At 62.3% G+C, this 10,708-nt stretch carries 12 protein-coding genes and 1 pseudogene; 2 read left to right on the top strand and 11 right to left on the bottom strand.

The features are described from left to right. Nucleotides 1–106: 106 nt before the first annotated feature. The 3 genes from ntrC to dusB are packed head-to-tail and all read right to left on the bottom strand — an operon-like array spanning nucleotide 107 to nucleotide 3,731. Nucleotides 107–1,567: a nitrogen regulation protein NR(I) gene (gene ntrC / locus ASD99_RS17965; RefSeq protein ID WP_056588728.1), complete on the bottom strand. Its 1,461-nt coding sequence runs from the start codon at nucleotides 1,565–1,567 to the stop codon at nucleotides 107–109. Beyond that, nucleotides 1,564–2,706, bottom strand: coding sequence for a two-component system sensor histidine kinase NtrB (locus tag ASD99_RS17960; RefSeq protein ID WP_056588725.1), 1,143 nt, complete (start codon nucleotides 2,704–2,706; stop codon nucleotides 1,564–1,566). The genes ntrC and ASD99_RS17960 overlap by 4 nt, the downstream gene beginning before the upstream one ends. Then, complete coding sequence (gene dusB, locus ASD99_RS17955; RefSeq protein WP_057144448.1) at nucleotides 2,703–3,731, bottom strand: tRNA dihydrouridine synthase DusB; 1,029 nt, start codon at nucleotides 3,729–3,731, stop codon at nucleotides 2,703–2,705. Before dusB ends, ASD99_RS17960 begins: the two co-directional genes overlap by 4 nt. A 244-nt stretch (nucleotides 3,732–3,975) precedes the next feature. Between dusB and ASD99_RS17950 the strand changes: the two genes are divergently transcribed. Together ASD99_RS17950 and ASD99_RS17945 are read left to right on the top strand one after the other, a co-directional pair. Further along, on the top strand, nucleotides 3,976–5,205 hold the full coding sequence (locus ASD99_RS17950) for a bifunctional 2-C-methyl-D-erythritol 4-phosphate cytidylyltransferase/2-C-methyl-D-erythritol 2,4-cyclodiphosphate synthase (RefSeq protein ID WP_056588719.1): 1,230 nt from the start codon (nucleotides 3,976–3,978) through the stop codon (nucleotides 5,203–5,205). Beyond that, nucleotides 5,202–5,711, top strand: a complete 510-nt coding sequence (locus tag ASD99_RS17945; RefSeq protein ID WP_056588716.1) for a CinA family protein — start codon at nucleotides 5,202–5,204, stop codon at nucleotides 5,709–5,711. Before ASD99_RS17950 ends, ASD99_RS17945 begins: the two co-directional genes overlap by 4 nt. Here the strand turns inward: ASD99_RS17945 and ASD99_RS17940 are convergent. The 8 genes and pseudogenes from ASD99_RS17940 to ASD99_RS17910 all read right to left on the bottom strand — a co-directional run. Next, nucleotides 5,687–6,145, bottom strand: a complete 459-nt coding sequence (locus tag ASD99_RS17940; RefSeq protein WP_056588712.1) for a type II toxin-antitoxin system RatA family toxin — start codon at nucleotides 6,143–6,145, stop codon at nucleotides 5,687–5,689. The two genes, ASD99_RS17945 and ASD99_RS17940, sit on opposite strands and share 25 nt — an antisense overlap. Before the next feature lie 12 nt (nucleotides 6,146–6,157). Continuing rightward, a complete protein-coding gene (lipA, locus tag ASD99_RS17935) occupies nucleotides 6,158–7,123 on the bottom strand; it encodes a lipoyl synthase (protein WP_057144447.1) in 966 nt (321 codons plus the stop codon). Nucleotides 7,124–7,260: 137 nt separating this feature from the next. Next, a complete protein-coding gene (locus ASD99_RS17930; RefSeq protein ID WP_056588706.1) occupies nucleotides 7,261–7,518 on the bottom strand; it encodes a GlsB/YeaQ/YmgE family stress response membrane protein in 258 nt (85 codons plus the stop codon). A gap of 89 nt (nucleotides 7,519–7,607) precedes the next feature. Continuing rightward, nucleotides 7,608–9,053, bottom strand: a complete 1,446-nt coding sequence (gene lpdA, locus ASD99_RS17925; protein ID WP_057144446.1) for a dihydrolipoyl dehydrogenase — start codon at nucleotides 9,051–9,053, stop codon at nucleotides 7,608–7,610. Nucleotides 9,054–9,065: 12 nt separating this feature from the next. After that, complete coding sequence (locus tag ASD99_RS17920) at nucleotides 9,066–9,701, bottom strand: SGNH/GDSL hydrolase family protein (RefSeq protein ID WP_057144445.1); 636 nt, start codon at nucleotides 9,699–9,701, stop codon at nucleotides 9,066–9,068. Further along, the gene (locus tag ASD99_RS17915; RefSeq protein WP_244497786.1) at nucleotides 9,698–9,961 is read right to left on the bottom strand and encodes a hypothetical protein; all 264 of its coding nucleotides are present in this window, start codon (nucleotides 9,959–9,961) and stop codon (nucleotides 9,698–9,700) included. Before ASD99_RS17915 ends, ASD99_RS17920 begins: the two co-directional genes overlap by 4 nt. Before the next feature lie 14 nt (nucleotides 9,962–9,975). Next, nucleotides 9,976–10,073, bottom strand: a pseudogene (locus tag ASD99_RS33430) (2-oxo acid dehydrogenase subunit E2); the annotation flags it as partial. 2 nt (nucleotides 10,074–10,075) lie between these two features. Further along, nucleotides 10,076–10,708: 2-oxo acid dehydrogenase subunit E2 (locus tag ASD99_RS17910; protein WP_200951009.1), on the bottom strand; the 633-nt coding region annotated here is incomplete at its 5' end.

Raw genomic sequence — 10,708 nt, 5'->3', positions numbered from 1 at the left:
CGTCGGATGTATGCAACGCATTGTGGCGATTATGCAACAAGTGTGACCGAGACGGAAATCTTTCGCGAGCCGTCCCCCGAAAAGAGCCCGACGCTCAGATCAGGGCTCAGCCCTGCCGCGATGATTTGTAGACGTTGACGCCGAGTTCGCGAATCTTCTTGCGCAGAGTGTTGCGGTTGAGCCCCAACAATTCCGCGGCCTTGATCTGATTGCCGCGGGTTGCCGTCATCGAGGCCAGGACGAGCGGAAACTCGACCTCGGACAGGATGCGCTGATAAAGCCCGGCAGGTGGTAAATCGCCGGCAAACGAGGCGAAATAGCGCTGCAGGAAGTGCTCGACCGCCTGGCCGATCGACAGGTCGTCGGGAATGAGGTTGCCGCCACCCGGCACCACCGGGCGTTCGCCGGTCTTGAGTTCCGCCTCGATGATCTCGGCGGAAATCTCGTCCTGCGAATAGAGCGCTGCCAGCCTGCGAACCAGATTTTCCAATTCGCGCACATTGCCCGGCCACGGATAGCGCTTCATCAGTTCGATGCCGCCGGACGAGATGCGCTTGGTCTGCAGGCCTTCCATCTCGCCGAGCTTGAAGAAATGGCGGACGAGATCGGGCACATCCTCGGAGCGCTCGCGCAGCGCGGGCAGCCTCAGCGGCACGACGTTGAGGCGATAGAAAAGATCCTCGCGGAAGAGCCCCTGGTTGATCAGCGTGCGCAGATCCTTGTTGGTGGCGGCGACGATGCGCACGTCGGTCTTGATCGGCGTGCGTCCGCCAACCGTCGTGTACTCGCCCTGCTGCAGGACGCGCAGCAAGCGCGTCTGTGCTTCCATCGGCATGTCGCCGATCTCGTCGAGGAACAGCGTACCGCCTTCGGCCTGTTCGAAGCGGCCGGTCGAGCGGTTCTGCGCGCCGGTGAAGGCGCCCTTCTCGTGGCCGAACAGTTCCGATTCGATCAGATCGCGCGGGATCGCCGCCATGTTGATGGCGACGAACGGCCCGCCACGACGGCGGCCATATTCATGCAGCGCGCGCGCCACCAGCTCCTTGCCGGTGCCGGATTCGCCCGAGATCATCACCGTCAGATCGGTCTGCATCATGCGCGCCAGCATGCGATAGATGTCCTGCATGGCTGCAGAGCGGCCGACCAGCGGCATCGCGTCGGGCTGCTCTTCCGGCCGCACATCGATCTTCGGCCGCCGCGGCTCGGAAAGCGCCCGGTTGACGATGTTGAGCAACTCGGTCAAGTCGAACGGCTTGGGCAGATATTCATAGGCTCCGGTTTCGGACGCGCGGATCGCCGTCATGAAGGTGTTCTGGGCGCTCATGACGATGACCGGCAGTTCCGGCCGCGCCTTCTTGATGCGCGGCAGCATGTCGAAGGCGTTTTCATCCGGCATCACCACATCGGTGATGACCAGATCGCCCTCGCCCGCCGCCACCCATCGCCACAGCGTCGAAGCGTTGGAGGTGACGCGCACCTCGTGGCCGACGCGCGAAAGCGCCTGGTTGAGTACGGTGCGGATCGCCGCATCGTCGTCGGCGACGAGAATATTGCCGCGAACGGTCATTTGCGGTCTCCTTCACCGTCTTCATTGGCGCCGTATGGCGCTTCTTTCCAGGCCGGCATCAGGATGCGGAATGTGGTCCCGCGCGGCGTCGATTCGCATTCGATGATGCCGCCATGCTCGCCGACGATCTTGGCGACCAGCGCAAGACCCAACCCAGAGCCATTCGGCTTGGTGGTGATGAACGGGTCAAACAGGATCGGCAAAATATCTTCCGAGACGCCGGAGCCATTGTCGCGCACGCAGAACTCCAGCGGCAGCGATACGCGATCCTGCGTACCCGGCACGGAAACACGGATGCCGGGCCGGAAGGCGGTCGACAGCACGATCTCGCCCTGCGGGTCGCTGCCGATCGCCTCGGCGGCGTTCTTGACCAGGTTGAGGAACACCTGGATGAGCTGGTCGCGGTTGGCAAACACCGGAGGCAATGAAGGATCATAATCCTCCATTATCTTGATTCTCTTGGCAAAACCGTTCTTAGCAATCGCCTTCACATGGTCGAGCACGACATGGATGTTGACGGGATAGCGATCGATCGGCCGCTCGTCGGAAAACACCTCCATGCGATCGACCAGCGACACGATGCGGTCCGTCTCGTCGGTGATCAGCCGCGTCAGCGCGCGGTCCTCGTCGGAAGCGGACAGTTCGAGCAACTGGGCAGCACCCCGGATGCCGGAGAGCGGGTTCTTGATCTCATGGGCAAGCATGGCCGCCAGGCCGGTGACCGAGCGCGCCGCGCCGCGATGCGTCATCTGCCGGTCGATCTTGTCGGCCATCGACCGTTCCTGGAACATCACCACGACGGAGCCCGGATATTCCGGCACCGGCGCGACATAGAGGTCGACGACCTTCTCGATGCCGAGGCGCGGCGACGACACGTCGACGCGGTACTCGTTGACTGGGGCCCGACGCTCGCGCACCTGGTCGACAAGCGTCAGCAGCGGGCTGCCAAAGGGAATGAGTTTTGACAGCGTGTTGCGCGCCAGCATCGTCGCACTCGAGCGGAAGAAATCCTCGGCATCGGCGTTGGCATAGGTGATGTACCCCTCATCGCTGATCATGATCACCGGACGACGGATGGTGTTGAGCACGATCTGGGCGGCATCCGCCATTTCAGCGCCCTGGCCGGCGGCGGCGTTCATGCGGCGCTCCGCAGGTTCAAGGGTTGCGGATCGCGCGAAAACACATCCTGCAGCAAGGCAATGACGCGCGCGGGCTCGAATGCGGTCAGTATGGCCTTTCGACTATCGTCAGCGACACCGCCGGCATGACGATCGAGATACCAGCCGAGATGCTTGCGCGCCTGGCGCAGGCCGCTCTCGACGCCGTAGAGCGCCAGCATGTCCTCATAGTGGGAGACTACATAGTCGGCCCGTGCCGTCGGGCTCTGCGGGACGTTGGTCGCAGCCTCGCCCGCCGCTGCAGCAGCGATGCCGCCGGCGATCCAGGGCGCGCCATAGTGCGCGCGCCCGACCATCACAGCGTCGGCGCCGGACTGCTCGAGAATGGCAGCGGCTTCCTCTGGCGAAGAAACATCGCCATTGGCGACGACCGGGATGGACACGGCTTCCTTGACGCGGGCGATGGCGCGCCAGTCGGCCTTGCCCTGATAGAACTGGCAGCGCGTGCGGCCGTGCACGGTCACCATCCTGACGCCGGCCTGCTCGGCGCGGCGCGCCAGCATCGGCGCGTTGAGTGCGCCTTCGTCCCAGCCCAGCCGCATCTTGACCGTCACCGGTACCTCGACCGCGCCGACAACAGCGTCGATCAGCGACAGTGCATGGTCGAGATCCAGCATCAATGCGGAACCGGCATAGCCACCAGTGACCTTCTTTGCCGGGCAGCCCATGTTGATGTCGATGATGTCGGCGCCCTCGCCGGCGGCAATTCGCGCGCCTTCCGCCATGTGCGCCGCATCGCGGCCAGCAAGCTGGACCATATGGACGGGCAGGCCGGAGTGGCGTATGCGCAGGTTGAAGCCGGCCCTGCCCTTGGCAAGCTCGCCGCTGGCCACCATTTCGGACACGACCAGGCCCGCGCCATGCGCGTGAGCACGCTGCCGGAACGGCTCGTCCGTAATGCCCGACATCGGCGCGAGGAACACGCGATTGCGGATTTTCACGCCGCCGACGTCAAGCGGCGCGGCCAATTTGGTCAAGTTAACCATGCACAAAAACCAAGCATGTTCATTCGTTGCACATTCTCTAGCCAGAACCGCGGCAATGTGCAACGCGGAATGACGCCACATTAAGGCGCAATTGGGAAAATGCTGGCCTTCGGGACTGGCTGCGGCCAAAGCGCCGCGCGTCCCTCAGGACGCGCAAAGGACGCTTTGGAATTTCATACTTGGCGCACGATCTTTCCGAAAACCGATTACACTTTTCGGGATCGTGCGCTAGGACCAATCCGCAATGACTGACGCAAGTGAAAATCACGTTTCGAGTGCTGATGGCAAGGTCGCGGTGGTGATCGTTGCAGCCGGCCGTGGCGCGCGCGCTGGACAGGCCAACGGGCCGAAGCAATATCAACACATTGGTGGCTTTGCCGTCATCGCACACACGTTGGAGATTTTTCTGGCGCACCCGCAGACCAGCGAGATTGTCGTCGCCATCCATGCCGACGACCACGAGCTGTTCCGGCAGGCGGCGGGCGCCAACGCTGAGCGAGTCACAGCCGTCATGGGTGGGGCGACCAGGCAGGAGTCCGTCAGGCTCGGATTGCTTGCGCTGAGAGGCTACGCGCCGGCGCAGGTTCTGATCCACGACGCCGTGCGTCCGTTCGTCGATGCGGAGTTGATTGACCGCACCATCGCCGCCATCGGCGAGCGGGAGGGAGCGTTGCCCGCTTTGCCCGTCGCCGACACGCTGAAGCGCGAGTCGGCCGCCGGCGTGGTTGAGGAAACCGTTTCGCGCAGCGGCCTTCACGCGGCGCAAACGCCACAGGGCTTTCCCTTCTGGCCCATCCTTGCCGCGCATGAGAAGGCCCATCATCTGGGGAAAATGGATTTTACCGACGACGCCGCAATCGCCGAATGGGCGCATATTCCGGTCAAGATCGTTCCGGGCTCGCCGGACAATGTCAAACTCACCTGGGCACGGGATATTACGATGGCGGACCAGCGGCTTTCCGGCGAACGCGTGCGCTTTCCCGACATCCGTACCGGCAATGGCTACGACGTCCACGCCTTCGAGCCCGGCGACCATGTCACCCTGTGTGGCGTCGCCATTCCTCATGACAAGAAACTGTCCGGCCATTCAGACGCCGATGTCGGCCTGCACGCCCTGACAGATGCGCTGCTGGCGACTTGCGGCGCCGGCGACATCGGCACCCATTTTCCGCCCTCCGATCCGCAGTGGAAGGGCGCTGCGTCCCGGATCTTCGTCGAACATGCGGCAAAACTGGTGCGCGAACGCGGCGGCCGCATCGCCAATGCCGATATCACGCTGATCTGCGAAGCGCCGCGCGTCGGCCCGCATCGCGAGGCGATGACCGCAACCCTTTCGCAGATGCTGGCAATTTCACCGGATCGTATCTCGATCAAGGCGACAACCAATGAGAAGCTCGGTTTTGTCGGGCGCGAGGAAGGCATTGCGGCGATTGCCACCGCCAGCGTGGTGTTTCCCGGCGAGGTGCCGGAATGAGCAACACCGATCTGGCAAATGCCCTGCTGCAAGCCTGCCAGAAGCGCGGCATCATGCTGGCGACGGCGGAAAGCTGCACCGGCGGCATGATCATCGCCGCGCTCACCGACATCGCCGGATCCTCCGCCGTGGTCGATCGCGGCTTCATCACCTATTCCAACGAAGCCAAGATGGACATGCTCGGTGTTTCCCCCGCCACGCTCGAGGCGCATGGGGCGGTTTCGCGCGAGACGGCGATCGAAATGGCAACAGGCGCGCTTGCCCGTTCGCGCGCCGGACTGACCCTGGCGGTCACCGGCATTGCCGGACCTGGCGGCGGTTCTGCGGAAAAACCTGTCGGCCTGGTCTGGTTCGGCGTCGGGCTGGGTGGCCAGAGCGTGACCGCCGAGCACAAACTGTTTCCCGACAAGGGGCGCGATTTCATCCGCCAGGAAACCGTACGGCACGCACTGGAATTGGGTTTGCGTGCGCTTGACCAGCCTCAGGCCGAGGGTGCTGCACCATAAATGACATCCGCGCGCTTCTCGAACGCCTCGGCGAACATGCGGAAGGCGCGGTCGAACATGGTGCCCATCACCGCGCCCAGAATGCGGCTCTTGAACTCGTAGTCGATGAAGAAGCGGACGGCGCAGCCGGCGCCGTCCGGTTCGAAACGCCAGACATTGCTCAGATATTTGAACGGGCCGTCTATGTACTTCACGTCGATGGTGTTCTCGTCGGGCTTCAGCAACACCTGCGTCGTGAAGGTTTCGCGGATCGCCTTGTAGCCAATGCTCATGTCGGCGAGGAGCACAGTGCGTCCGTCACGCTCCTTGCGCGAGCGAACCGTCAGCGCTTCGCAAAGCGGCAGGAATTGTGGATAGGATTCGACATCGGCGACCAGCGCGAACATCTGCTCCGGTGTGTGGGATACGCGACGGGTGGCTTCGAATTTTGGCATGAAACCAGCTAGTTAAGCTGATTTCTTGAGAAGCGCTTCCCGTGCCGCGCGCAACCGGGCGAAATCGTCGCCGGCATGATGCGACGAGCGCGTCAGCGGGCTCGACGCCACCAGCAGGAAACCCTTGGTCCGGCCGATCGTCTCGAAGGACTTGAATTCCTCCGGCGTGACGAAACGGATCACCGGATGGTGCTTCTTCGACGGCTGCAGGTACTGGCCGATGGTCATGAAGTCGACATTGGCCGAACGCAGATCGTCCATCAGCTGCAGGATCTCGTTCCGCTCTTCGCCCAGGCCGACCATGATGCCGGATTTGGTGAAGATCGACGGATCGAGTTCTTTGACCCGCTGCAACAGCCGGATCGAGTGGAAATAGCGGGCGCCCGGCCGAACCGTCAGATAGTTCGACGGCACGGTCTCCAGATTGTGGTTGAAGACGTCGGGCTTGGCCGCCACAACGATCTCCAGCGCGCCGTCCTTGCGCAGGAAGTCGGGCGTCAGGATTTCGATCGTCGTCGACGGCGTTGCCGCCCTGATGGCGCGGATGACCTCGGCGAAATGTTGCGCACCGCCATCGGCGAGATCGTCGCGGTCGACCGAGGTGATGACGACATGGGTCAGGCCCATCTGCTTGACGGCGTGTGCGACGCGGGCCGGCTCATCGGGATCGAGTGCTGTCGGAATGCCGGTGGCGACGTTGCAGAAGGCGCAGGCGCGCGTGCAGATCTCGCCCATGATCATGAAGGTGGCGTGCTTCTTTTCCCAGCACTCGCCGATGTTGGGGCAGCCGGCCTCTTCGCAGACCGTCACCAGCTTGTGCGATTTCACGATTTCGCGCGTTTCGGCATAGCCCTTCGACATTGGCGCCTTGACGCGGATCCAGTCGGGCTTGCGCAGCACGTCCTGGTCAGGCTTGTGTGCCTTTTCCGGATGCCGCAGGCGCGGGGCGTTGGCGATCGTATCGAGGACAGTGACCATCGGGGAACCTGGTTCATTGGCGACCGCCCGTCAGGCGTCCGCTGTCATAACGTCATCTAAGACTTTTCAACACAAAGAAAAAGGCCGCCGCGGCGCATGCCGCAACAGCCTTTTTCGCATAGCGGGAATGATATCGACTAACGGCGCACCAGGCGTCCGACCCAGATCAGCAGGCAGGCACCGATAAAGCCCGTGATCAGATACGCAATCCAGCCGACGCCGAACGGGCCAAAATTGATAGCCTGCAGAATGGCGTTCAGCACGACCGCGCCAACGATGCCCATAACAATGTTCATGAAGATGCCGGTATTGCTCTTCATGAACATTTCGGCGAACCAGCCTGCCAGGCCACCGATGATGATGGCTGCAATCCAGCCGACGCCATTCAGGTGCATATGCCTTCTCCTTGTGTGATTGGTGAAAATGCATCCGCAAACGAAGTACCTTGCCGCCGGGTTCCATCTGTACCAGCGCTTTCAATTTATCACGCGTTTAGCGCGCGGCCATAGGCGTCGAGCACGCTTTCCTTCATCATCTCCGACAGCGTCGGGTGCGGGAAAATGGTGTGCATCAGCTCTTCCTCGGTTGTCTCCAGGTTCATCGCCACGACAAAGCCCTGGATCAATTCGGTCACTTCGGCGCCGACCATGTGCGCGCCGAGCAACTGACCAGTCTTCTTGTCGAAGATGGTCTTGACCAGCCCCTGATCCTCGCCAAGCGCGATGGCCTTGCCATTGGCGACGAAGGGGAAGCGTCCAACACGGATGTCCTTGCCCTCGGCCTTGGCCTTGGCTTCCGTCAGGCCAACCGAGGCGACCTGCGGATTGCAGTATGTGCAGCCAGGAATCTTCAGTTTGTCCATGGGATGGACGTTAGGCAAGCCAGCGATCTTCTCGACGCAGATGACTGCTTCGTGCTCCGCCTTGTGGGCCAGCATCGGCGGGCCGGCGACATCACCGATGGCGTAGAGCCCCGCCACATTGGTCTTTCCATAGCCGTCGATGACGATGCAGCCTCGTTCCGTCTTCACGCCGAGGGCTTCGAGACCGAGATTTTCGATATTGCCCTGCACGCCGACAGCAGAGATCATCCGGTCGGCGGTGATCTTCTCGACCTTGCCGTCCTTGAGCTCAACATGCGCGGTAATCGAGTTCGCGCCCTTCTCGACTTTCGCCACTTTCGCCTCGAGCAGAATCTTCATGCCCTGCTTTTCGAACTGCTTTTTGGCGAAAGCGGAAATCTCGGCGTCCTCGACCGGCATGACGGCCGGCAAAACCTCAACCACGGTCACGTCCACACCCATGGTGCGGTAGAATGAGGCGAATTCGATGCCGATGGCACCCGATCCCATGACCAGAAGCGACTTCGGCATCTCCGGCGGCACCATCGCCTCGAAATACGTCCAAATGAGTTTGCCGTCAGGCTCGATGCCAGGCAGTGCGCGCGGCCTGGCCCCCGTGGCGATAATGATGTGCTTGGCAGTATAAGTGCCCTCGCCCTTGGTGTTCTTCGGCAGCGGCGCCTGCGGCTCCATCGGCTTCTTGGAAGATTTGGCGACGATGATCTCGTTGGCTTTCGTCAGCTTGGCTTCGCCCCAGATGACATCGACCTTGTTCTTCTTCATCAGGAAGCCGACACCGGCGTTCATGCGTTGCGCAATGCCGCGCGAACGGTCGACGACAGCTTTCAGGTCCGCCCTGACAGTGCCTTCAATCTTCAGCCCGTAGTTTTTCGCATGCTCGGCATAGTGCATCACTTCAGCGGAACGCAGCAGCGCCTTGGTCGGGATACAACCCCAGTTCGAACAGATGCCCGCGAGATGCTCGCGCTCGACGATCGCCGTCTTGAGGCCCAGCTGGGCTGCACGAATGGCAGCGATGTAACCGCCGGGGCCGGAGCCAATGATGATGACGTCGTAGTTCTCAGCCACGGTACTTCTCCTTCACAATTCCAGCATGACGCGCACGACCGGCGTCAGCGCCTTGCCGATTTCTCGCGTGTTTTCGGCATCGAGGTGGACGCCGTCGAGCGGGGTGGTTTGCGCCACGGAGCCGGCGTCGAAGAAGCCGCAGCCGGCCTCATCGGCGAGAGCGGCATAGAGCGGCGCCAACCGCGTCGAAGCCTCGTCACCGCCGGCGAACATTTCCTTGAATTCGGCGTTGTCGGTGCGGCTGACCGCAGGCGGCGAAACGATCAGGATCTGCGGCGCCGGCCAGTCGAACGGATAGTCGTGGCCGCGCACGATGTCGATCAGCCGCTGGATGCCTTGCTTGGCCGCGACCGGATTGCCGTGGATCCACGGCTTCATGTCGTTGGCACCGAGCATGATGACGATCAAGTCGATCGGCGCATGGGTCGTAAGGACGGTTGGTAACAGTTTTGCACCGTTGCGGTCCGCACCGGCCAGATGATCGTCGAAGGCCGTGGTGCGGCCGTTGAGGCCTTCGGCGACGACCTGAACGCCGCCGCCGAGCCCAACCTGCAGCACGCTCGGCCAGCGGTCTTGCAGCGCATGGCGGCCACCTTCGGCATTGTAGCCCCAGGTCAGCGAGTCGCCGTAGCAAAGAACCGCCTTCATGCGCCCACCTGTGCGTTGATCAAACCGCGTCTGCTGATGGCTGCGAGAACGTCCAGCCGATCAGGCCGAGCCTGATCAGCACGAACAGGACAATCGCGCAAAGGGCCAGCCAGTTGATGATCGTCGGTGCGTCGCAAAAAAAGCCGCGCAAGAATATATTCTTCCTGCGCATGGCTTGCGACCGCAAGCAGTTGAGCGACCAGACCACCGGCGAATCGGAAAAAGATGAAGGCGAAGAGGCTGGTGAAGACTATCCGCACCGCCCTCTCCCTTCCTAGACCAGCATGCCCATCGGGTTCTCGATCAGCCGCTTGAAGGCTACGAGCAGTTCGGCACCCAGCGCACCATCGACGGCGCGATGATCGGTCGACANCCTAGACCAGCATGCCCATCGGGTTCTCGATCAGCCGCTTGAAGGCTACGAGCAGTTCGGCACCCAGCGCACCATCGACGGCGCGATGATCGGTCGACAGCGTCACCGACATCACGGTGGCTATTCTGATCTCGCCATTCTTGACCACTGCCCGCTCCTCGCCGGCACCGACCGCCAGGATCGTCGCATGCGGCGGGTTGATGACAGCGGCAAAGTCCTTGATGCCGAACATGCCGAGATTGGACACCGCGGTTGTACCGCCCTGATACTCTTCCGGCTTCAGCTTGCGGCTGCGGGCGCGGCTGGCCAGATCCTTCATCTCGTTGGAGATGGTGGACAGCGTCTTTTCGTCGGCCTTGCGGATGATCGGCGTGATCAGGCCGCCGGGGATCGACACGGCRACGCCGACATCGGCATGCTTGTGCTTGACCATGGCGCTTTCGGTCCATGAGGCATTGGCATCCGGCACCGCCTTCAGCGCCAGCGCCATCGCCTTGATGACCATGTCGTTGACCGACAGCTTGTAGGCGGGTGCGTCGCCCTTATCGGTCTTCTTCACCGGGGCTGCCGCATTGATCTGCGTACGCAACGCCAGCAGCGCATCGAGTTCGCAGTCGAGCGTCAGGTAGAAATG

Origin of the sequence: Mesorhizobium sp. Root695 (assembly GCF_001428185.1) — a bacterium.
Taxonomy (GTDB): domain Bacteria; phylum Pseudomonadota; class Alphaproteobacteria; order Rhizobiales; family Rhizobiaceae; genus Mesorhizobium.
Note: the sequence above shows the minus strand (reverse complement) of the source record. Positions and strands in the feature narration are given on the sequence as shown.

Coding starts and splice junctions, on each gene's coding strand:
- ntrC (WP_056588728.1), bottom strand. CDS start 1,567: ATGACCGTTCGCGGCAATATTCTCGTCGCCGACGACGATGCGGCGATC.
- ASD99_RS17960 (WP_056588725.1), bottom strand. CDS start 2,706: ATGAACGCCGCCGCCGGCCAGGGCGCTGAAATGGCGGATGCCGCCCAG.
- dusB (WP_057144448.1), bottom strand. CDS start 3,731: ATGGTTAACTTGACCAAATTGGCCGCGCCGCTTGACGTCGGCGGCGTG.
- ASD99_RS17950 (WP_056588719.1), top strand. CDS start 3,976: ATGACTGACGCAAGTGAAAATCACGTTTCGAGTGCTGATGGCAAGGTC.
- ASD99_RS17945 (WP_056588716.1), top strand. CDS start 5,202: ATGAGCAACACCGATCTGGCAAATGCCCTGCTGCAAGCCTGCCAGAAG.
- ASD99_RS17940 (WP_056588712.1), bottom strand. CDS start 6,145: ATGCCAAAATTCGAAGCCACCCGTCGCGTATCCCACACACCGGAGCAG.
- lipA (WP_057144447.1), bottom strand. CDS start 7,123: ATGGTCACTGTCCTCGATACGATCGCCAACGCCCCGCGCCTGCGGCAT.
- ASD99_RS17930 (WP_056588706.1), bottom strand. CDS start 7,518: ATGCACCTGAATGGCGTCGGCTGGATTGCAGCCATCATCATCGGTGGC.
- ASD99_RS17920 (WP_057144445.1), bottom strand. CDS start 9,701: ATGAAGGCGGTTCTTTGCTACGGCGACTCGCTGACCTGGGGCTACAAT.